Source organism: Mesorhizobium sp. M0678 (genome assembly GCF_040320505.1).
Taxonomy (GTDB): Bacteria; Pseudomonadota; Alphaproteobacteria; order Rhizobiales; family Rhizobiaceae; genus Mesorhizobium.
This window is the reverse complement of sequence record NZ_JAMYPT010000024.1, coordinates 56,377-77,114: the sequence shown is the minus strand read 5'-3', so window position 1 is coordinate 77,114 and position 20,738 is coordinate 56,377. Positions and strand designations below refer to the sequence as shown.

General features: G+C 63.7%; 24 protein-coding genes and 1 pseudogene. 15 read left to right on the top strand and 10 right to left on the bottom strand.

Annotation, left to right across the window (positions count from 1 at the left end; translation table 11 throughout):
• Positions 1-166: 166 nt before the first annotated feature.
• Positions 167-1,126: a TAXI family TRAP transporter solute-binding subunit gene (locus tag NKI29_RS28475; RefSeq protein WP_352457892.1), complete on the bottom strand. Its 960-nt coding sequence runs from the start codon at positions 1,124-1,126 to the stop codon at positions 167-169.
• A 258-nt stretch (positions 1,127-1,384) separates the two neighbouring features.
• Between NKI29_RS28475 and NKI29_RS28470 the strand changes: the two genes are divergently transcribed.
• Together NKI29_RS28470 and NKI29_RS28465 are read left to right on the top strand one after the other, a co-directional pair.
• Complete coding sequence (locus NKI29_RS28470) at positions 1,385-1,738, top strand: YciI family protein (protein WP_023718846.1); 354 nt, start codon at positions 1,385-1,387, stop codon at positions 1,736-1,738.
• Entirely contained in the window at positions 1,738-2,994 is a 1,257-nt protein-coding gene (locus tag NKI29_RS28465) for an RNA polymerase sigma factor (protein ID WP_352570205.1), read from the top strand. The genes NKI29_RS28470 and NKI29_RS28465 overlap by 1 nt, the downstream gene beginning before the upstream one ends.
• A 15-nt stretch (positions 2,995-3,009) precedes the next feature.
• On the opposite strand, the gene NKI29_RS28460 is transcribed toward NKI29_RS28465, so the two are convergent.
• The 6 genes from NKI29_RS28460 to hrcA all read right to left on the bottom strand — a co-directional run bounded on the left by NKI29_RS28460 (position 3,010) and on the right by hrcA (position 8,462).
• Entirely contained in the window at positions 3,010-3,633 is a 624-nt protein-coding gene (locus NKI29_RS28460; RefSeq protein ID WP_023678987.1) for a glutathione S-transferase family protein, read from the bottom strand.
• 175 nt (positions 3,634-3,808) lie between these two features.
• Complete coding sequence (gene cysK, locus NKI29_RS28455; RefSeq protein ID WP_023678986.1) at positions 3,809-4,789, bottom strand: cysteine synthase A; 981 nt, start codon at positions 4,787-4,789, stop codon at positions 3,809-3,811.
• A gap of 166 nt (positions 4,790-4,955) precedes the next feature.
• The gene (locus tag NKI29_RS28450) at positions 4,956-5,573 is read right to left on the bottom strand and encodes a LysE family translocator (protein WP_352570203.1); all 618 of its coding nucleotides are present in this window, start codon (positions 5,571-5,573) and stop codon (positions 4,956-4,958) included.
• A gap of 87 nt (positions 5,574-5,660) precedes the next feature.
• Positions 5,661-7,016, bottom strand: a complete 1,356-nt coding sequence (locus NKI29_RS28445; protein ID WP_023678984.1) for a PQQ-dependent sugar dehydrogenase — start codon at positions 7,014-7,016, stop codon at positions 5,661-5,663.
• 99 nt (positions 7,017-7,115) lie between these two features.
• Complete coding sequence (locus tag NKI29_RS28440) at positions 7,116-7,313, bottom strand: hypothetical protein (protein ID WP_023678983.1); 198 nt, start codon at positions 7,311-7,313, stop codon at positions 7,116-7,118.
• Positions 7,314-7,349: 36 nt separating this feature from the next.
• On the bottom strand, positions 7,350-8,462 hold the full coding sequence (gene hrcA, locus NKI29_RS28435; RefSeq protein ID WP_036239090.1) for a heat-inducible transcriptional repressor HrcA: 1,113 nt from the start codon (positions 8,460-8,462) through the stop codon (positions 7,350-7,352).
• A gap of 146 nt (positions 8,463-8,608) precedes the next feature.
• Between hrcA and rph the strand changes: the two genes are divergently transcribed.
• Genes rph through NKI29_RS28410 form a run of 5 tightly spaced genes read left to right on the top strand, consistent with a single transcriptional unit; the run spans position 8,609 to position 11,918 of the window.
• Complete coding sequence (rph, locus tag NKI29_RS28430) at positions 8,609-9,325, top strand: ribonuclease PH (RefSeq protein ID WP_352697382.1); 717 nt, start codon at positions 8,609-8,611, stop codon at positions 9,323-9,325.
• A 32-nt stretch (positions 9,326-9,357) separates the two neighbouring features.
• On the top strand, positions 9,358-9,768 hold the full coding sequence (locus tag NKI29_RS28425; protein WP_023678980.1) for a VOC family protein: 411 nt from the start codon (positions 9,358-9,360) through the stop codon (positions 9,766-9,768).
• Entirely contained in the window at positions 9,768-10,430 is a 663-nt protein-coding gene (gene rdgB / locus NKI29_RS28420) for an RdgB/HAM1 family non-canonical purine NTP pyrophosphatase (protein ID WP_352570199.1), read from the top strand. The genes NKI29_RS28425 and rdgB overlap by 1 nt, the downstream gene beginning before the upstream one ends.
• Positions 10,427-11,590: a radical SAM family heme chaperone HemW gene (gene hemW / locus NKI29_RS28415; protein ID WP_352570197.1), complete on the top strand. Its 1,164-nt coding sequence runs from the start codon at positions 10,427-10,429 to the stop codon at positions 11,588-11,590. The genes rdgB and hemW overlap by 4 nt, the downstream gene beginning before the upstream one ends.
• A 4-nt stretch (positions 11,591-11,594) precedes the next feature.
• Positions 11,595-11,918, top strand: coding sequence for a low molecular weight protein tyrosine phosphatase family protein (locus NKI29_RS28410; RefSeq protein ID WP_352798014.1), 324 nt, complete (start codon positions 11,595-11,597; stop codon positions 11,916-11,918).
• 263 nt (positions 11,919-12,181) lie between these two features.
• Here the strand turns inward: NKI29_RS28410 and NKI29_RS28405 are convergent, their stop codons facing one another.
• Complete coding sequence (locus NKI29_RS28405; RefSeq protein WP_023678975.1) at positions 12,182-12,367, bottom strand: hypothetical protein; 186 nt, start codon at positions 12,365-12,367, stop codon at positions 12,182-12,184.
• Positions 12,368-12,543: 176 nt separating this feature from the next.
• Here NKI29_RS28405 and rsmI point away from each other — a divergent pair, with 176 nt between their 5' ends.
• From rsmI to NKI29_RS33555, 5 genes and pseudogenes are all read left to right on the top strand, one after another.
• Complete coding sequence (gene rsmI / locus NKI29_RS28400) at positions 12,544-13,470, top strand: 16S rRNA (cytidine(1402)-2'-O)-methyltransferase (RefSeq protein WP_352798012.1); 927 nt, start codon at positions 12,544-12,546, stop codon at positions 13,468-13,470.
• Positions 13,463-13,840, top strand: a complete 378-nt coding sequence (locus NKI29_RS28395; RefSeq protein WP_023678973.1) for a YraN family protein — start codon at positions 13,463-13,465, stop codon at positions 13,838-13,840. The genes rsmI and NKI29_RS28395 overlap by 8 nt, the downstream gene beginning before the upstream one ends.
• A gap of 192 nt (positions 13,841-14,032) precedes the next feature.
• Complete coding sequence (locus NKI29_RS28390) at positions 14,033-15,001, top strand: complex I NDUFA9 subunit family protein (protein WP_352798009.1); 969 nt, start codon at positions 14,033-14,035, stop codon at positions 14,999-15,001.
• 83 nt (positions 15,002-15,084) lie between these two features.
• Positions 15,085-15,321, top strand: coding sequence for a metallothionein (locus NKI29_RS28385; RefSeq protein WP_254817997.1), 237 nt, complete (start codon positions 15,085-15,087; stop codon positions 15,319-15,321).
• Between the two features lie 101 nt (positions 15,322-15,422).
• Positions 15,423-15,550 (top strand): annotated as a pseudogene (locus NKI29_RS33555) (YraN family protein); the annotation flags it as partial.
• An 80-nt stretch (positions 15,551-15,630) separates the two neighbouring features.
• On the opposite strand, the gene NKI29_RS28380 reads toward NKI29_RS33555, so the two are convergent.
• A complete protein-coding gene (locus tag NKI29_RS28380; RefSeq protein ID WP_352570187.1) occupies positions 15,631-16,881 on the bottom strand; it encodes a flavin-containing monooxygenase in 1,251 nt (416 codons plus the stop codon).
• 94 nt (positions 16,882-16,975) lie between these two features.
• The gene (locus tag NKI29_RS28375; RefSeq protein ID WP_023678969.1) at positions 16,976-17,782 is read right to left on the bottom strand and encodes an undecaprenyl-diphosphate phosphatase; all 807 of its coding nucleotides are present in this window, start codon (positions 17,780-17,782) and stop codon (positions 16,976-16,978) included.
• A 162-nt stretch (positions 17,783-17,944) separates the two neighbouring features.
• Between NKI29_RS28375 and NKI29_RS28370 the strand changes: the two genes are divergently transcribed.
• Genes NKI29_RS28370 through NKI29_RS28360 form a run of 3 tightly spaced genes read left to right on the top strand, consistent with a single transcriptional unit; the run spans position 17,945 to position 20,683 of the window.
• Positions 17,945-18,637: a glutathione S-transferase family protein gene (locus NKI29_RS28370; RefSeq protein WP_023678968.1), complete on the top strand. Its 693-nt coding sequence runs from the start codon at positions 17,945-17,947 to the stop codon at positions 18,635-18,637.
• The gene (gene queG / locus NKI29_RS28365) at positions 18,618-19,778 is read left to right on the top strand and encodes a tRNA epoxyqueuosine(34) reductase QueG (protein WP_023678967.1); all 1,161 of its coding nucleotides are present in this window, start codon (positions 18,618-18,620) and stop codon (positions 19,776-19,778) included. Before NKI29_RS28370 ends, queG begins: the two co-directional genes overlap by 20 nt.
• Complete coding sequence (locus NKI29_RS28360; protein WP_352570185.1) at positions 19,775-20,683, top strand: SDR family oxidoreductase; 909 nt, start codon at positions 19,775-19,777, stop codon at positions 20,681-20,683. Before queG ends, NKI29_RS28360 begins: the two co-directional genes overlap by 4 nt.
• Positions 20,684-20,738: the final 55 nt, after the last annotated feature.

The following is a 20,738-nucleotide window of genomic DNA, read 5'->3' as shown; positions in this document are numbered from 1 at the left end:
TCTGGGGGTGGGGCGGGGGGGGGGGGGCCCCCGGGGGGGTGGGGGGGCGCGGCGCGCCCGCGCGGGGGGGGGGGGCGGTGCGCCTGGGGGGGCCCCAACCCTACCCCACCCGTCCATTCGCCTTCGGCAGCTGTTCACCTTCTCCTCAAGGGGGAGGGATGGCTCCTTACTTCACCAATCCCTTTTCCTTGTAATACCTCTCGGCGCCTGGATGCAGCGGCACCGGCATGCCGTCGAGCGCCTTGGCCGGGTCGATCGCCTTGGCGGCGGCGTGGGCAGCGGTGAGCTGGTCGAGATGCTCGAACAGCAGTTTCGTCATCTGGTAGGCGGTCTCGTCGGAGACATCGGCGCTGGTGATCAGGAAATTGCCGACGGCGGCGGTCGCAACATCCTCGGTCTGGCCCTCGTAGGTGCCCTTGGGGATGACCACGGAAAGGTAGGGCGAGCCGATCTTGGCGACGTCCTCCGCCGGCACGGCAACGATGTTTACCGGCACTGAGGTGGCGAGGTCACGGATCGACGCGACCCCAAGGCCAGCCGACTGCAGCGTGGCGTCGAGCTGGCGGTTCTTGATCAGCTCCACCGATTCGGCGAAGGGCAGATATTCGATCCGCCCGAGGTCTTCGTATTTCAGCCCGGCAGCGGCAAATATCGTGCGGGCGTTGAGCTCGGTGCCTGAGGCCGGCGCGCCGACCGAAAGGCTCTTGCCCTTGAGATCGGCGAGCGTCTTGATGCCGGATTCCTTGCTGGCGACGATCTGGATGTAATTGGGATAGATGGCGGCAATGCCGCGCAGCTTGTCGAGCTTGCCTGGGAAGCCTGCTTCGGTATTGCCTTCGGCGGCCAGCTTCACGGAATCGCCGAGCGCAAAGGCGATCTCGCCCTTGCCCTGCTGCAGCAGGTTGAGGTTTTCGACCGACGCTTTCGTCGCCTGCACCTGGGTGCGCGCGCCTTCGATGCCCTTGCCGTAGATTTCCGACAGCGCGACGCCGAGCGGATAGTAGACGCCGGAAGTGCCGCCGGTCAGCACGTTGATGAATTCCTGTGCCTTGACCGATACCGCGCCAAGGCCAAGCGACAGCGCCAGCACGCCGGCTGCAACAAATTTCGTCCTGAAATTGAGCATGCGATTTCCTCCCTGAAAATTCGTCGCCGTTCCCTCCTCGGCGGCATGAAGCGAAGCGAGTTTAGACAGCGGGCGGGAAATGCCAACCCGCAATAGCAGCGATTAGACGAACGGCTAAGCAGTGCCGCAACACGTTGGCGCTTGCGCGAGGTCGTATCGCGGCAGAAAGATTTTTCCAGCGCTTGTCGAAATCCGGCAGGGCCGCGCGACATAAGTCCGGCTCGCAACGATGCGGCCTTCGAGAAACGGGAGAAGACCATGCGATACATGCTTTTGATCTATGGAAACGAAGCGGGGATGGCAGCCGCGCCAGCAGATGCGGTGACACAGATGTCGAGCGCGTACGTCGCCTACACCGAAGCGTTGAAGAAATCCGGCGCCTGGCTCGCCGGCGACCGGCTGAAGCCGACGCAATCCGCTACCTCGGTGCGGATGGCCAATGGCAAGACCAACGTGCTCGACGGCCCCTATGCCGACACCAAGGAGCAGCTTGCCGGCTTCTATATGATCGAAGCGGAGGACGTCGACGCCGCCATTGCCTGGGCGGCGCGCTGCCCGGGCGCCAGCACCGGCACGGTAGAGGTGCGGCCGATCTGGGAACTCACCATGTGATGCCGGAATTGCCCGATACTGCGCGGGCGGCGGCGGAAGCGGCCGCCCGGCAAAGCTACGGCAAGCTGGTCGCCTATCTCGCCGCACGCACGCGCGACGTGGCCGCTGCAGAGGACGCATTGGCCGATGCCTTTGCAGCGGCGCTCGAGCGTTGGCCACAGGCGGGCGTGCCCGACAAGCCGGAAGCCTGGCTGCTGGCGGTGGCACGCAAGCGCCGCGTCGACGCGGTCAGACGGCGGCTGACACGCGAGGCGGGCCGCGACCACCTCAGACTCATCGCCGAGGAGATGGAGGCGCGCATGGCCGAGGAAGACCTGCCGGACGAGCGGCTCAGGCTCATGTTTGCCTGCGCCCATCCCGCGATTGAGGCCGGCGTGCGAGCACCGCTGATCCTGCAGACGGTCCTGGGCTTCGACGCAGCGACCATCGCCTCGGCTTTTCTTGTCTCGCCAGCCACGATGAGCCAGCGCCTGGTGCGCGCCAAGACGCGAATTCGCGAGACAGGCATTCCGTTCCGCGTGCCGGAGCGGGCCGAGCTCGGCGAGCGGCTGGGCACCGTTCTGGAAGCGATCTACGCGGCGTTTGCCGAAGGTTGGTCCGACCCGGCCGGCACCGAAACGCGGCGCCGCAATCTCGCGACCGAAGGCATCTGGCTCGGCCGTCTGATCGCCTCGCTGATGCCGGATGAGCCGGAAGCACTCGGCCTGCTGGCGCTGATGCTGTTCGCCGAGGCGCGGCGTGCAGCCCGGCGCAATGCGGCGGGTGACTATGTGCCGCTGGCCGAGCAGGATCTTGCATTGTGGGACGACACCCTGATCGATGAAGCGGAGGCGCTGCTCGGGCGCGCGGCCGCCGAGGGTGTTGTCGGCCGCTACCAGCTCGAGGCCGCCGTGCAATCCGCCCATACGACACGGCGGCTGACCGGTTGTACCGACTGGGTCGCGATCAAGGAGCTCTACGACGCGCTGTCGGTGATTGCCGGCTCGCCGGTGGTGTCGATCAACCGTGCGGTGGCGATTGCCGAGGCCGAAGGTGCTTCAGAAGGATTGGGCGCGCTTGATCAACTCAGCGGCGACAAGCGCCTGTATGACTATCAACCTTACTGGGCCGCCCGCGCGGGCCTGCTGGCCAGACTCGGCAAAGTTCCGCAAGCGAGCGAGGCCTATGACCGGGCTATCGGCCTCGAACGCGATCCGGCCGTGCGCCGGTTCCTGCAGGAACGACGGGCATGGCTCGGCCACGCGGAAAGACACTGAGACAAGGCGGAGTGCTTAGGCCGGCCACATGTCGTGGGAAGCATTCAGCCTCTTTATCACTCGATGTTCCCGCAAATTGGCCCACAGGCGTCCGATATTCGGCCAAGCGGTTGGAACCTTCGCGACCTCCGGATGCCAGGCCACCAACATGACGAGATAGATGTCGGCCAGCGAGAGTTGGTCGCCGGCCAGCCAGTCATGGCCTGCGAGGGCGGCATCGAGAATGGCGAAGCTGCGATCCATTTCCGAGACCGCCGCCCGTTTGACAGCGTCCACGCCGCGGGGATCGGTCGTGTAGCGATGAGCGTAGAAGAACCGCAGGTCAGCCGAATAGATGACGGAGGACATGAAAAACATCCAGCGCAGGAAGTCGGCACGGTCAGCCGAACTTGCTGCGGGCGCCAGTCCTGCTTCCGGGTGGCGCTCGGCCAGCAGGATGCAGATCGCCGCCGATTCGGTCATCGAGCGTCCGTCCGGCAAGATCAGGACCGGCACCTGGTTCAAGGGGCTGATATCTAAAAAGGCCTGGTCGGGTCGGCCCTTCGGAACGTCGATCTGGTCGAAAGGCACGCCCGCCAAAGCGAGCGCCGCCTCGATGACAAAGCCGCCGGTATTGGCACGCGTATAGAGCTTGTACATGAAGTCCTCCACCTGCCGGGCAGCGACGATTTGATACGGAAGGGACCCGCCGCTCAAGCGAACGACGCCCGCCACAGGTGGTTTTTCAGCGGTCCACGCCGACGCGTGATACAGAGTATTTGATGTCGGAGGGCATCGCGAAGGATCGCTACTGACCGGTCAAAAACGCTCGTGTCTAAGCGCCCAATCCCTCGAACAGGATCGTCGAGAGATAGCGCTCGGCGAAAGAGGGGATGACGACGACGAGGTTCTTGCCCTTGTTCTCGGCCCGCGAGCCGACGACGATCGCCGCTTGCAGGGCGGCACCCGACGAGATGCCGACCGGCACACCTTCGAGCCGAGCGACGAGCCGTGCATTGGCAACCGAATCCTCGTTCGAGACCTTGACGATTTCGTCATAGATCGTCGTGTCGAGGATTTTTGGCGCGAAGCCGGCGCCAATGCCCTGGATCTTGTGCGGGCCTGGCTGGCCGCCCGACAGCACCGGCGAGGCTTCCGGTTCGACGGCGACGACATGCACCGAGGGCTTACGCTTCTTCAGCACCTGGCCGACGCCGGTGATGGTGCCGCCGGTCCCGATGCCGGCAACGAAGATATCGACTTCGCCATGGGTGTCGTTCCAGATTTCCTCGGCCGTGGTGCGGCGATGGATTTCCGGATTGGCCGGGTTTTCGAATTGCTGCGGAATGACAGCGTCGGGCAGCGTTGCCGCCAGCTCGTCCGCCTTGGCGATGGCGCCCTTCATGCCTTTCGGCCCTTCGGTCAGCACCAGTTCGGCACCGAGCAGAGCCAGCATCTTGCGGCGTTCGACCGACATGGTTTCCGGCATGGTCAGGATCAGCTTGTAGCCCTTGGCAGCGGCGGCAAAGGCGAGCGCGATGCCGGTATTGCCCGAGGTCGGCTCGATCAGGGTGGTCTTGCCGGGCGTAATCCTGCCCGAAGCCTCCAATGCCTCGATCATCGAAACGCCGATGCGGTCCTTGACCGAGGCGATCGGGTTGAAGAATTCGAGCTTGGCCAGCAGATTGGCGACGACGCCCTTCTCCCTGGCGAATTTATCAAGCCGCACCAGCGGCGTGTCGCCGATCGTCTCGGTGATCGAATTGTAGATGCGGCCGCGGCCGGGCACGTGTGCGGGGGTGGCGGGCTTGTTCATTGATTTCCTCCCAGAGGTCAAGCGGCAAGAGTCGGGCGGGGCCTAGGATAGAGCCATCCGCCGCGCAAGATAGGCTGTCGATCGAAAAATATCCGAGTGAAGTTCGTGCTGAGTACCCCCGCCCTTGCAAGGCGTGGCAATCCTTGGGCGGATTGGCGAAAGAGATTTATTGGCGGGCAGCAATTGCCGCCGCCGCACCGACCATGAAGCCGGCGGCGGTGCGGTTGAGTGCCCTCAGCGCCCGCGGCGACTTCAGGAACCAGCGCGCCTTGGCCGCCAGCGCCAGATAGGGCACCAGCACGACGAGCAGGACGACGATGGTGAGCGCGACAAGAATGCCGTAATCGGCCAGCGTGATCGTCTTCAGATCGACGATGGTCGGGGTGATGGCAAGATAGAAGATCATCGTCTTCGGATTGCCGAGCGTGACGGCGAGGCCGGCTATAAAGCTGGATGTCAAGCCGCCCTTGCCTTTCTTGGCCTCCACCGTCTCGGGCGTGATGCCGCTCGTCCAGAAACGCCAGCCAAGAAAGGCGAGGTAGGCGACGCCCAGCCATTTGATGGCCAGGAAGACCATGCCGAAAGTCTGTGCGACGAAAGCCAGGCCGAGCACCACGGCAGTCAAATAGGTCAGGTCGCCGAGCATCAGCCCGAACGACATGGCCAGCGACGAGCGGAAGCCGGAACCCAGCGCACGCGCGACAAGCGCGGTGACGCCTGGGCCGGGGATGGCTGCGGCGATGCCGAGGGCGGCGCTATAGGCGAGGAACCCGGTGAGTGTCATGATTGGCGCTTGTCGCACAATGTTGAAGTTGGGTGAATTCCCTCGGGCCGAATTCGATTGCGCCAGCGCAGCAGGCGACACCGCCGTTCAGGAGCGGCCGTCTTCGTAGGTAATGCGCCAGATGGTGCCGTTGCCGTCCTCGGTGACGATCAGCGAGCCGTCCTTGGCCATCGCGACACCGACCGGTCGGCCCCAGACGGCGTCGTTCGAGATGACGAAGCCGGTCATGAAGTCCTCATATTCGCCTGTCGGCTTGCCATCCCTGAATTTGAGCCTCACCACCTTGTAGCCGGTCCTGGCGCCACGGTTCCACGAACCATGCATGGCGACGAAGGCGTCACCCTGATAATCCGCCGGGAAGTTCTTGCCGTCGTAGAAGGCTATATTCATCGGCGCCGAATGCGCCTGCATCAATACATCGGGGACAGTGGCCTTGCCGGCGAGGTCTGGCCGCTCGCCCTGATGGCGCGGATCCTCGTTATTGCCGATGTAGTACCAAGGCCAACCATAGAATCCGCCGTCCTTGACCGCTGTTGCAAATTCGAACGGCACATTGTCGCCGAGTTCGTCGCGCTCATTGACGACGCACCACAATGCGCCGGTGGCGGGCTGCACGGTCATGCCCGTACAGTTGCGCAGGCCGGTGGCGACAGTTCGGGGATTTTTCCCATCCGGGTCAAAGGCGAGCACATCGGCACGGCCGTCCTCGGAGCCCCAGGCCGCCCCGAGCGGCTTTGATTTGGCCCAGGCGTCGAGGCCGCTATCCGGCTCCTTACCTATATCCTCGGCGACGTTCGAGGCGGAGCCAACCGACAAATAAAGCGTTTTGCCGTCCTGCGAGAAGGCGATGTCGCGGGTCGTGTGACCACCCGACGGGATTTGGGCGACAATGGTTTCTGGTTTGCCGGATGTCTTCAGGTCGCCATCGCGATAGGGGAAGCGGACGATGCTGTCGCTGTTCGCGACATAAACCCATTGCGGTTTGTCTCCTGGCGGATAGAAGGCGATGCCGTAGGGATAATTGAGCCCCTTGGCGAAGATCGCTTTCTCGATGGGCTTGGCGCTGCCCTCGGCGAGACGATAGACGCGTATTTGGTCGGCATGGCTGTTGGCAACAAACAGGTCGCCATTCGGAGCGACGCGCACGACACGTGGATTGACGATGCCGGATGCGATCATTTCAGCCGAAAAGCCCGACGGCAATTCTGGCTTGGCGCGTTCGGGCCGTTCCGCCACGCCGGCGCCGTTCGAAGCGGATTGGGCGGGGTCGGCTGCCGGCATGTCTCGCGGCCCAATCAGGCGTCGGACGCCAGGCCTGTCGGCGTGCCAATCGCCAAACGCGGCTTCGCCTTTGAGCACATTCTGGTCCGCCTGCTGGGCGGCTGCCGGTGTCGCAACAAGGAGGGCAGCGGCAACGGCCGCAAAGCCGCCAGATCGGATCATCAACGTCCTCCGGGATTCGCCTCGAACAGGGCAAACGGCATCAGGTATTGATCGTTCCAAGCGGCCGTCCAGCACACGAGGATTTGAAGCCGAACCCGTTCAGTTGCCAGAGGCGTAAAAGTCGTCGTCGAGGCGCTTTTCCAGCGCGACCAGATCGGCCGGCAGCGGCAGACCCATCGCCCGCATCTCTTGCAGCTTCTCGCGCAACTGCTCTTGCACCTCGTGCTGATCCTCTGGCTGGTTGATCATTTCTTCGAGCAGCAGACTGATCTGGGCCTTGAACGATTCCAGCGCCATTCTTTTCTCCTCCTTGCGGCAGGCCCGCGGCGGCTCCTAGCTCAGCATGCGCGAAATCAGCTGCGCGGTATAGTCGACCATCGGTACTATGCGCGCATAATTCAGCCGCGTCGGCCCGATGACGCCGAGCGCACCGACGACGCGCGCGTCCTTGTCGCGATAGGGTGCCACCACCAGCGAGGAGCCAGACAGCGAAAACAGCTTGTTTTCCGAACCGATGAATATGCGCACGCCTGGGCCTGCCTCGGCGAGGTCGAGAAGCTGGATCAGCCCATCCTGCGTCTCCAGATCCTCAAACAGATGCCGCAGCAATTCTATGTCGGCCTGGGCAGTGACGTTTTCCAGGAGATTGGCGCGGCCGCGCACGATAAGCCGCCCAGGCACGCCGCTTTCAGCGCCTGCCCAGACCGCCAGGCCCTTCTCGACCAGATCCTGCGACAGCGTGTCGAGGGCTGCCCTGGTCTCTTCCTTGATGCGGGCGATCTCGACCCGCGCCTCGGCCAGGGTGCGGCCGCGGATATGGGCGTTGAGGAAGTTGGAGGCTTCGTGCAATTGCGAGATGGTGATGCCGGCGGGCAGATCGATGACGCGATTTTCGACGTCGCCGTTCTGCGAGACCAGCACGGCCAGCGCCTTGGTCGGCTCGAGCTGGATGAATTCGATGTGCTTAAGCGCCACCTCATTCTTGGCGGCGAGCACGAGGCCGGCGCCGCGCGACATGCCGGACAGCATCTGGCTGGCCTCGGTCAGCATATGCTCCAGCGTCGCGCCCGAGCCGGAGGCGCGCACCTGGGCCTCGATGGTACGGCGCTCCTCGTCGGAGAGGTCACCAAGTTCCATGAAAGCATCGACGAAGAAGCGCAGGCCTGCCTGGGTCGGCAACCGGCCAGCCGAAATGTGCGGCGCATAGATCAGGCCGAGATGCTCAAGGTCGCTCATCACGTTGCGGATGGTGGCCGGCGACAGCGACGACGGCAGGATGCGCGACAGGCTGCGCGAACCGACCGGCTCGCCATCCCTCAAATAGGAATCGACGATGCGCCGGAAGATGTCGCGCGAACGCATGTCGAGCGATTGAAGCGCGGGCGATTGCAGCGCGTGCGACGGGAGCACGTGCGACTGCAAACCGGGATCGACTGCCTTTGTCATTTCGAGCCAAAAACCTCCGCCCCGAAGATATAGACTTCCGCGGTGTCGGCGCAACCGGTCCATTTTCCTTTGCGCCTCACGCCCCGTGCGGCTACAAGCCGGCCAAGATTCCCCGGCCAAGATTCCGAAGAAAGAAAGAAGCCTGAATGCGCCCTTCCAAACGCCAATTCGACGAAATGCGCCCCATCTCCTTCGAGCGCGGCGTCTCCAAGCATGCGGAAGGCTCGTGCCTGGTGAAGTTCGGCGACACGCATGTGCTGTGTACGGCCAGCCTGGAGGAAAAGGTGCCGGGCTGGATGCGCAACTCCGGCAAGGGCTGGGTGACGGCGGAATACGGCATGCTGCCGCGTTCGACCGGCGAGCGCATGCGCCGCGAGGCTTCGGCCGGCAAACAAGGCGGCCGCACGCTGGAAATCCAGCGGCTGATCGGCCGCTCCCTGCGCGCCGTGGTCGATCTGCAGGCGCTCGGCGAGCAGCAGATCACCGTCGACTGCGACGTGATCCAGGCCGACGGCGGCACGCGCACCGCTTCGATCACCGGCGGCTGGGTGGCGCTCTACGACTGCCTGCGCTGGATGGAAACCCGCCAGATGGCGAGCCTGGGCAAGGTGCTGAAGGATCACGTTGCGGCGATCTCCTGCGGCATCCATGATGGCCAGCCGGTCATCGACCTCGACTATATCGAGGATTCCTCGGCCAGTACCGACGCCAATTTCGTCATGACCGGCAAGGGCGGCATCGTCGAGATCCAAGGCACGGCCGAGGGCGAGCCGTTCTCGGAAGAGCAGTTCGCGGCGCTGATGGGGCTCGCCAAGAAAGGTATTCAGCGCCTGGTCAGCTTGCAGCAAATGGCGGTGGCTTAGCTGCGGTCAATATTGATGAGATTGGCGATCCTGTGACCCCTTCTGCAATCCTGGAATCAGCACTCTACGTGACGGACCTTGCTGCCGCGGAACGGTTCTATTCGGGCGTGCTCGGGCTCGATCTGCTCGGCAAGGTCGATGGCAGGCATCTCTTCTTCCGCTGCGGCGACAGCGTGCTGCTTATGTTCAATGCCGAGGCGACCAAAGTGCCGCCGCCGGCCGACGCCAAGCTCAAAGTACCGCCGCATGGCGCGGTCGGCCAGGGCCATCTTTGCTTCGCCGCAAGCGCGGATGAAATCCCACGCTGGAAAGCGCATCTTGAGGCGAAGAAAATTGCCATCGAAAGCGAGTTCGAATGGCCGCAGGGCGGCCGCTCGATCTATATTCGCGACCCGTCGGGCAATTCGATCGAATTCGCCGAGCCAAGAATCTGGGGCATCTGATGCATTCGCCAACTGTTCATTCGCTTGACGGGCATAAGATCGTCGTCGCCAGCCATAACGCCGGTAAATTGCGGGAATTCGCCGATCTGATGGCGCCATTCGGCATTGAAGCGAAGTCCGCAAAGGAATACGGCCTGCCGGAACCGGACGAGACCGGCACCACTTTCGAGGAGAACGCCCTCATAAAAGCCTTGGCTGCCGCCAAGGCCACTGGATTGCCGGCGCTGTCGGACGATTCCGGCCTGTGTGTCGATGCGCTCGACGGCGCACCCGGCGTCTACACCGCCAACTGGGCCGAGACGCCGGACGGCTCCCGCGACTTCGGCATGGCCATGCAGCGCACGGAAGTGGCCTTGCAAGAAGTTGGCGCGATCACGCCTGCCCAGCGCAAGGGCCGCTTTGTCGCGGTCATCTGCCTGGCCTTCCCCGATGGCCAGGCGGAATATTTTCGCGGTGAGGTCGAGGGCACGCTGGTATGGCCGCCGCGCGGCGAGCTAGGCTTCGGCTACGATCCGGTGTTCTTGCCCTACGGGTTCGAAAAGACCTTCGGCGAGATGAGCGCGGAGGAAAAGCATGGCTGGAAGCCCGGCCAGCCAACCGCATTGTCGCACCGTGCCCGCGCCTTCCAGAAATTCGCGCAAGCCCGATTGGCCGGCGCATGACCATGCTGCTCGACCGCAGCCCCGGTTTCGGCGTCTATGTCCACTGGCCATTCTGCGCGGCCAAATGCCCCTATTGCGACTTCAACAGCCATGTCCGCCACCAGCCGGTCGACCAGGAGCGTTTTGCCCGCGCCTTCGAGACCGAGCTGGCGACGATGCGCGGCCGCACCGGGCCGCGCGAGGTGACCAGTATCTTTCTTGGCGGCGGCACGCCATCGCTGATGAAACCGCAGACCGTGGCGGCGGTGCTGGATGCAGTGGCGAAGAACTGGACGGTGCCTGATGGCATCGAGGTGACGCTGGAGGCCAATCCCTCCTCGGTCGAGGCCGAGCGCTTTCGCGGCTATCGCGCGGCCGGCGTCAACCGGGTGTCGCTTGGCGTGCAGGCACTGAACGACAAGGATCTGCGCTTCCTCGGCCGTTTGCACAATGTCGATGAGGCCCTGCATGCGATCGGCCTGGCGCGCGAGATATTCCCACGGCTGTCGTTCGACCTGATCTACGCGCGGCCCGGTCAGACGCCGGAAGCGTGGCAGGCGGAGCTCGAGCAGGCGATCGGCCACGCCGCAGACCATCTGTCGCTCTATCAGCTGACCATCGAGGAAGGCACGCCGTTCCATGCACTGCATGCGGCAAGGAAATTCATCATTCCAGACAATGAGCTTGCCGCCGATCTCTACGCGTTAACGCAGGAGATCACCGCCGCGCGCGGACTGCCGGCCTACGAGATTTCCAACCACGCCAGGCCCGGCGCCGAAAGCCGGCACAATCTCACCTATTGGCGTTATGGCGAATATGTCGGCGTCGGTCCCGGCGCGCATGGCCGGTTCGTCGAAAATGGCCGCCGCGTGGTGACGATCGCCGAGAAAATGCCGGAGACCTGGGCCAATCTGGTCGAGGCCAAGGGTCATGGCGTTTCCGGCGGCGAGGTCCTGACGCGGTCGGAAGAGGCCGACGAGTTCCTGCTGATGGGGCTGAGGCTGGCGGAAGGCATCGACCTTTCCCGCTACGAGGCATTTTCAGGGCGCGGCCTGTCGACGGCACGGCTGTCGGTGCTGCAGGACGAAGGCCTGGTGGCGCCGATCGGCAATGCCCGCCTGCGCGCCACGCCGGCCGGCATGATCGTGCTCGATGCGGTCGTGGCGGATTTGGCCAGATAGCACGTTGAAGAACGTTCTCTTCATCTGCAGCCAGCATCGCTTGCGCAGCCCGACGGCGGAGCAGGTGTTTTCCAAGCGGCGGGACATCGAGGTCGCTTCGGCCGGCACTAATCACGATGCCGACATACCGTTGACGCATGAACTCGTCGCCTGGGCCGACATCATCTTCGTGATGGAAAAAACGCACCGCGCCAAACTGCAGCAGAAATTCAAGACAAGCCTGAAAAAGGCTCGAGTAATCTGCCTCGATATTCCCGACGACTATGCATTCATGGACCCGGCTCTGGTGGGCCTGCTGGAGGCGCGTGTCTCGAAGTATCTGGGTTGAATGGTACATCGCGGAGCATTCGCAACCGCGCTTCGAGAACTGTCTCGACCGATCGCTAAGGTTTGCGGGGTCAAGCCTCGTGCTTGTGGCGGTGTTTGGCGCGATCTTTTTCGCTGGTCTCTCCGGAACGGGCCGGCTTGATCTCGCTTTTGTCGCGTGAGGCATGGTGCTGGTCGTCTGTGGAATGTGACGCTGCGCCATCGCGGGCGCTTTTTGTTTCGAGGCGGGTGATGAAAATGTCGAAGCGATTGGGCATCGTCCGGTCAGTGCTCCATCGTGCGGTCGGTTTCGTTTGCGGGCTTGCTCTCTGCCGATCGCTGGCGTGCAAGCGGCTTCTTGGCTCTGCCATCTGCGGCTTCGGCAGGCAGGCTCTTGTCGCATGGCGCGGCGAAGCGTTTGCGGCCGGCATAGTAGGGTTCGAAAACGTCCTGTATCGTCAGGCTGTTCATCCTGCTCCTCCCGAGATCAGGGGTAAAATTCGCCGGCAACGGTTTCGTTCCCTACTGTGGCGAAGGCATGGCGGCCGGTTCACGTCGGCATCCCTTTTGGAACCAGGGCCTTTGCAACCCAGGCTTTTGCAACCAAGCGTGAGCCGTGCCAAACAGGGTCGAACGGAGTTGTGCAGGTGACCGGCGAATCGGCCAAACGCAGTTATGTGGTCGGGCAGACCGAAATCGCCGCCCGGCCGCTCGAGCCGGCGCTCTACCTGGTCGCGACGCCTATCGGCAATCTCGCCGACATCACGCTGCGCGCGCTGGAAACGCTCGCCGCCGCCGATATCGTCGCTTGCGAGGACACACGTGTCAGCCGCGTGCTGCTCGACCGCTACGGCATCCGCCGCCGCACCACCGCCTACCACGAGCACAATGCCGGCGAGGCCGGACCGAAGCTGATCGCGGCGCTGCTGGCCGGCCAAAGCGTAGCGCTGATATCGGATGCCGGCACGACGCTCATATCCGACCCCGGCTACCGGCTGGTCGGTGAGGCGCTGGAACGCGGCATTCGTGTCGTGCCGATCCCCGGCCCATCAGCAGCACTTGCCGCTTTGACGGCATCCGGCCTGCCCTCGGACGCGTTTCTGTTTGCCGGCTTCCTGCCGGTGAAGACCGGGCAGCGGCTGACGCGGCTGGAAGCGCTGAAGGCGGTGCTGGCAACGTTGATCTTCTTCGAATCGCCGCGCCGGCTGGCCGAGACGCTCAGTGCCATGGTCGAGGTGCTGGGCGGTGCCCGCAAGGCGGCCATCGGCCGCGAGCTGACCAAGACCTTCGAGGAGATGCGGACCGGCACCCTGCAGTCGCTCGCCAGCCATTACGCCGCAGCTGATACGCCGAAAGGCGAAATCGTCATCTGCGTCGGCCTGGCGGATGTTGTCGCTGATGAGCCTGAAGACATCGACCGGCTGCTGCTTTCGCTCGCCGCCGAGATGCCGGCCTCCAAGGCAGCGGCGGAAGCCGCCAAGATGACGGGTGGCCAGAAGCAGACGCTCTATCGTCGGCTGCTCGACCTCAAGAATGCCGGAAGAGACGGGACCGGCGGAGACGGCGATGGCTGAACGGCCGAGCGCCAGCCGGCAAAAGGCCTACCGGCGCGGCCATCACGGCGAATGGCTGGCGGCGGCGGCGCTGATGCTGAAAGGCTACCGAATTCTTGCCCGCCGCCACCGCACCAGGTTCGGCGAGATCGACCTGATCGCGCGGCGTGGCGATCTGGTGCTGATCGTCGAGGTCAAGGCGCGCCGCACGCTGATGGAGGCAATGGAAGCCGTCGGTCGCGAATCGGAGCACCGCATCGAAGGCGCCGCCGATTTCTGGCTGTCGCGCCAATCCGACTACGGAAAATTATCGGTGCGCTTCGACATGGTGGCGGTGCTGCCGTGGCGCTGGCCGGTGCATGTCGAGAATGTGTTTTACGGGCGAAACTAGGCCATTCTCGACGTGGGGACGTTTTGCTGCGCCTGCGGTTCAGATCATGGTTTGCCGATCTGTCAAGCATCCGCCCAGCGCTGACTGGAACAAAAGCGTTCCTGCGTTGTTCCCCAATCGTCCTGATGTTCGACGGGCTGGTTCAAATGCCGGCCAGCGCAGTCCGCGTGGCAGCTATGCGAGGACAAAGGGATGGCGAGGCAAATGGATCCCGACGATCTCAACCCGGAACGGATCGTCACCGTGTTCGGCGGAACTGGCTTTCTCGGGCGCAGGATCGTGAAGCGGCTCCTGGAAAGAGGTTTCACGGTGCGCGCCGCATCTCGCCATCCGGCTCGCGTGGCCCTGGTCTTTTCCTCGATTACAAGGATGCCCGAAGCAGTCGAGGCGGATATATTGGATGCGTCCTCGATCGGGTCGGCCATTACCGGATCACAGGCGGTCGTGAATGCCGTCAGTCTTTACGTCGAGCAGGGCGTCCAGACCTTTGAACGCGTGCATGTGAAAGCCGCGGCCAATCTCGCTGCCGCGTCGCGCGACCGCGCGATCGACCAGTTCGTCCAGATTTCAGGGATCGGCTCCGATCCTCAATCGGATTCGAATTACATAAGGGCGCGTGGGCGCGGAGAAGGTGCCGTGGAAAGCGCATTTCCCGGCGCTTTCATTGTGCGTCCCGCCGTCATGACAGGACCTGACGACGCTTTCCTCACGACCATTGTGAGGATGATACGCCTCCTGCCGGTCTATCCGCTGTTCGGCGATGGTGGCACACGGCTTCAGCCGGTCTATGTGGCAGACGTCGCAGAAGCAGTGAGCCGGCTGATCGACGGGCGAACCCAGGGTTCATCCATATTCGAATTCGGTGGCCCGCGTATCTATGCCTATAAGGAACTGCTTCGGGAGATCGCCCGACAGCTCGATACGCACGTCAAGCTGATGCCGGTGCCGTTTGCGGTATGGAACGCCTTGGCTGGCGTCGCGGAACTCCTCCCGGCTGCCCCCATAACGCGCAACCAGATCGATCTTATGCGTCAGGACAATGTGGCAGCAATCGACGCGCCTGGCCTGAAGGAACTCGACATCGAGCCGCGGGATATCGACGAGGTGATCCGTGCGATCGAACAGCGCCGTCGCGTAGGCTCGCTCTCGTCTCCGGCTTAGGACGGCCCCCTGATCCTGGCGGGAACCTATCGCCGCGCGACAGGTTGGTCGAGCTTGAAGCCAGTGAAAGAAGGAGAAGAACTATGGCCAGATGCGATCAATGCGGGAATGACTACGACAAGGCCTTCAACGTGACGATGGCCGACGAGACCTACACATTCGACAGCTTCGAATGCGCGGTCCAGAAACTTGCTCCGACGTGTCCGCATTGCGGATGCCGGATCATCGGACATGGCGTCGAACAGGATGACATCATCTACTGCTGCGCACATTGCGCCGCGGAGGAAGGCGCGAGCGCGCTGACCGATCGTGCGCCTTGACGCACCTCCTTTGGCGTCTCCAGGTCGACCATTCCGAACGACTGCGCCGGCTCATCCCATATATGGCCAGTGCTGTCGGCACGACGACGACCAGCCGAGGTCAAGGCCGCCGCACGCTGATGGAGGCAATGGATGCAGTCGGCCGCGAATCGGAGCGCCGTATCGAAGGTGCCCGCGATTTCTGGCTGTCGCACCAATGGACTACGGAAAATTGTCGGTGCGCTTCGACAAAAGGCAGCGTGCGTCGTCTTGATCGCGCCAGAGCTGTCATGTTCTTGCACGTTCAAGAACCCACGTTCGACGGCTCGTTTAGACGCCGTTCCGTGGCAAGTCGGCTCCCGCTTGGACAAGTCGCTCCACGACGGCGGCCGCCTCCTCTGGAATGGCCGGTATGGTGCCCGACTTCCGCGTCGATCCGAAATCGAGGCCGGCGAAAAAGAGACCTGGAACAGCGCCGACGCCATCCTCGTGGACGGGCTGGCCGGCTGCATCGAGCGCGCCGGGAAGCCGAACCCATGCGAAATCGCCGGTGAAGCCCGTGCACCAGATCACTGATCTGATGCCGCTCGCCGTCCAGTCGAGGGAGCGGATCGGAGGATCGGGCAAGCGCGGTTCAATCGTCTCGGCCGGATCATCCTCGGCCAGTGGCGCATCGAGGCCGGCGCGCTCGATGTACTCGTCAACCAGGCGCTTGGCATTCGCGGAGACTTCGTCGGCAAATCGCATATGGTCGTCGAGCTCGTCGCCGAAGACGAGGTTGCCGTTCTCCACACCCCTGAAGCGGCCGAGCAGCACCACGCCCTGCGCGCTCAGCGATTGCAGGCTGATCGTATGGGTCGCGCCGACCAGCGCGCGGGCCTGCAGCTTGCCGGAGGGGAGGACGAGTTCCTTGCGCGGAACGTCGAGAAAACCGGACAGCGTCAGCCATTTAAGTATGTTGCCCCTGCGGTAGCGCCGCACCCAACGGCCGTTGCGGCTGGTCGCCAAAAAGACCACACGTCCTGCCAACGCCAGGTCCTCGGCGATCTGGCCGCCCGACTGGCCGCTGCCGACCACCAGCACCGCGCCACTCTCGAACTCGGCCGGGTTGCGATAAGCCGAGGAATCGACTTGGCGAATTGCGGTTGGCAAATCCGCCGACCCTGCTGGCCGGACCTGCCGATTCTGGTCGCCGGTGGCGATCACCACGTTGCGCGCCAGAAATGCCCCGTCCGTCGTGGTGATGCGAAAGATCCCGTCGTCTCTCGTCAGCTCTTGCACCGGAGTTTGGGTGCTTACCGGCAGGCGGTGCCGCTCGGCATAGCCTTCGAGATACGCGACAAATTCGTGGTGGGTTATCGCGCCCCACGGCTCGGGCCCCTCGTAGGAATCACCGGGTAAGATGGAGCGAATGGTCGGCGAATTCAGTCGAAACGAGTTCCAGCGCTGCGTTCGCCACGTCTCGCCGATCCGGCCTCGATCGAGCACACGGTGGTCGCGGTCCTGCCGTTTCAAGAAGTAGCTGACGCCGAGTCCCGCCGGACCGGCGCCAATAACGAGGGCGTCAAGAACTTCGCTCATGCATTCCCCCTGCCAACCATACGTTGACAAGATCGTATGGCTCGGCTTCGGGCAAGAATAGAGTTCCGGCTGGGATTGCGCTATCCGCGCCGGCTCACCCCCAGATGGCCAGCCCCGCCAGCCCGACGATGCCGACGACCAGCCGCCACCAGCCGAACAGCGCATAGCCGTGGCGCGAGACGTAGTCGAGCAGGAAGCGCACGACGATCAATGCCGTGACGAAGGCGGCGACGAAACCGACGGCGATGATGGGCAGGTCGGCGCTGCTCAGTACATTGCGGTTCTTGAACAGGTCGAAGGCGAAGGCGCCGACCATCGTCGGGATGGCAAGGAAGAAAGAGAATTCCGCCGCCGCCCGTTTGTCGACGCCGAGCAGCAGCGCGCCGACGATGGTCGAGCCCGAGCGCGACGTGCCGGGGATTAGCGACAAGCACTGAAACAGCCCGATCTGCAGATAAAGCCTGGTCGGAAACCGCTCGACATCGTGGTAATACGGCTTCGGCTTCATGCGATCGACCAGCAGCAGGATGACACCGCCGATGATCAGCATGATGCAGATCAGCCGCGGCGATTCGAACAGCACCGTCTTGATGAAGTCATGCGCCAGTGCGCCGATAATGGCCGCCGGCAGGAATGCGATGAGAATGCCAAGGACGAAATGCCGCGTCAGCCGATCGTAGGGCAGCTCGAGCAGCATCTTCCAGAGACGGCGGAAATAGACGCTGAGAATCGCCAATATGGCGCCGAGCTGGATCAGGATCTCGAAGGCCTTTCCGGTCGAATGAAAACCGAGGAAATGGCCGGCGAGCAGGATATGACCGGTCGAAGACACCGGAATAAACTCGGTCAGGCCCTCGAGCAGGCCGAGCAGCAGCGCTTCGACGACGGTCTGGCTTTCCATGGCAACCTCGGCGTTGGAGTGAGGGCTTGAGAAAAGGGCTTGCTTGTCATGGCGCGGAACTCCCCCTATAGGTCGCAGCACCCTGACAGCCCGCTGAATCGGGCGGCCAAGACTTACCGGCGCAGCCGGCGATTTGCCAGTGCGCTTTATTATCGCGGGACCATGCTGACGCTTTTCCACCATCCGATGTTCGCCAGCTGCCGCTTCGTCCGCCTCGCCTTTGGCGAGTATGGCGAGGAACTGGCGCTGATCGAAGAGAAGCCGTGGACGCGGCGCAAGGAGTTCCTGGCGCTGAACCCGGCCGGCACGCTGCCGATCCTGCTCGCCGAAGGCGACGTGCCGATCGTCGGCGCAGTGGTCATTGCCGAATATCTCGACGAGACGCGCGGCGTACTCAAGCGCGACAAGCGGCTATTCGCCGAGGATCCGATGGAGCGCGCCGAAATCCGCCGGCTGACCGACTGGTACCTCAACAAGGCGGAAAGCGAGGTTACCCGGCATCTGGTTCGCGAGCGCGTTCTGAAGCCGGTCATGCCGGAAACGGCAGGCGGCGGCTCGCCCGATTCGGCGGCGATCCGCGCCGCCCGCGCCAATATCCGCCAGCACATGAAATACACCAACTGGCTGGCCGGCACCCGTCACTGGCTGGCCGGCAACAAGGTCACCTATGCCGATCTCGCGGCGGCGGCAGCACTGTCGGTGCTCGATTATCTCGGCGAGATCGACTGGCGCGAACACAGCGCCGCGCGCGAATGGTATACAAGGGTGAAATCACGGCCTTCGTTCCGGCCGCTTCTGTCCGACCGGGTGCGCGGCCTGTCGCCGGTGTCACATTATGCGGACCTCGATTTCTGATACGGCAAAGCTGCGCGCGCTGATCGACCGCGAGGCGCGGAACGCCGGCTTCGACGCCGTTGCCGTCACCACGCCCGATGCGATTCCGCAGGCGCCGGAACGGCTGGCCGAATTCGTTGCCGACGGTTTTCACGGCTCGATGGGCTGGATTGCCGAAACGCTCGAGCGGCGAGGCAAACCGACGACGCTTTGGCCAGAGGTCCGCTCGATCATCGTGCTGGCGATGAATTACGGCCCCGACCACGACCCACGCGACATCCTGGCAAAGCGCGACCGCGGCGCGATCTCGGCCTATGCGCAGAACCGCGACTATCATGACGTGATGAAAGGCCGGCTGAAGGAGATCGCCGGCAAGATCGTGGCACGCGCCGGCGGGGACGTGAAAGTGTTTGTCGACACCGCGCCGGTGATGGAAAAGCCGCTGGCCGAGGCGGCCGGCCTCGGCTGGCAAGGCAAGCACACCAACCTGGTCAGCCGAACGCATGGCTCCTGGCTGTTCCTCGGCACCATCTTCACGACGGCCGAACTGGTGCCGGACGCGCCTGAGGACGACCATTGCGGCTCCTGCCGGGCCTGCCTCGACGTTTGCCCGACGGATGCCTTTCCGGCGCCTTACCGGCTCGATGCGCGGCGCTGCATTTCATACCTCACCATCGAGAACAAAGGACCGATCCCGCATGAGTTCCGGGAAAAGATCGGCAATCGTATCTATGGCTGCGACGACTGCCTGGCCGCCTGCCCGTGGAACAAGTTCGCCCAAGCCGCTTCGGAGGCAAAGCTTGCCGCCCGCGCGGACTTGCGCGAACCGCCGATCGCCGAGCTGCTGCGCCTCGACGACGCTGCCTTCCGCGTGCTTTTTTCGGGCTCGCCGGTCAAGCGTATCGGCCGCGCCCGTTTTATCCGCAACGTGCTGATAGCGGCCGGCAATTCCCAGGACTTGTCGCTGGCCGGCGCCGTTCGCGCGCTGCTCGACGACGCCTCGCCCCTGGTTCGCGGACCTGCGGTATGGGCGCTGTCGCGGCTGGTGCCGGGTCGGGAATTTGCCGAACGTGCCGCAGCCGCTTTGCAAGCAGAAGATGACGAGGCGGTGAGAGGCGAATGGCTTCTGGCCCTGCCAAAGCCGATCGAGGCGCATACATGACAAAAAAGCAGATTTTCATCTTCGGCGCCGGTTATTCGGGCAAGGCCTTCGCCCGCGCCAACAGGGATGCCGACACAGCGATCTTCGGTACAACACGGTTGCTGGAAAAATTCGCGGCGCTGCGGCAAGCCGGTATCGTGCCGCTGCGTTTCGATGGCACGCTGACCTCCGAAATCGGCGATGCGCTTGGGAAGACAACCCATCTCGTCGTCTCGGTCGCGCCGGACGAGGCCGGCGACCCGGTGCTGGGCGCGGCACGCGAGGAGATCGCGGCCAACATGCCGGAGCTCGAATGGATCGCCTATCTCTCCACCGTCGGCGTCTATGGCGACCATGGCGGCAATTGGGTGGACGAGGCCGCCGAATGCCGGCCAGTATCGAAGCGATCAGCGATGAGGGTTGCCGCCGAGCAGGATTGGCTGAAACTGGGCCACGACGTCGGCCGGCCGGCGGCGATCCTGCGGCTTTCCGGCATTTATGGGCCAGGCCGCAACGCCTTGGTCAATCTGGAAAACGGCACCGCCCGGCGGTTGGTCAAGCCTGGCCAGGTGTTCAACCGCATCCATTGCGACGACATTGCCGGCGCGCTCTGGCATCTGGCCGAAGGCAATCGCGGCGGCATCTTCAACGTCACCGACGACCTGCCGGCGCCGCCGCAGGACGTCGTCGCCTATGCCGCCCAATTGATGGGCATCGAGCCGCCGCCCGAAATTCCGTTCGAGACCGCCCAACTTTCGCCCATGGCGCGGTCCTTCTACGGCGAGAACAAGCGTGTCGCCAACGCGGCGATCAAGGCGGCCGGCTATGGGTTTCGCTTCCCCGACTATCGCTCGGCGCTCGATGCCATGTGGGCGAGCGGCGACTGGCGCGACGGCGAGGCGCGCAGCCCGATGAAACGGTCATGATCGATACGCTGCGCGGGGCGTGGTATGATGCGGTTCAAATCGCGGAGGGGTCCAG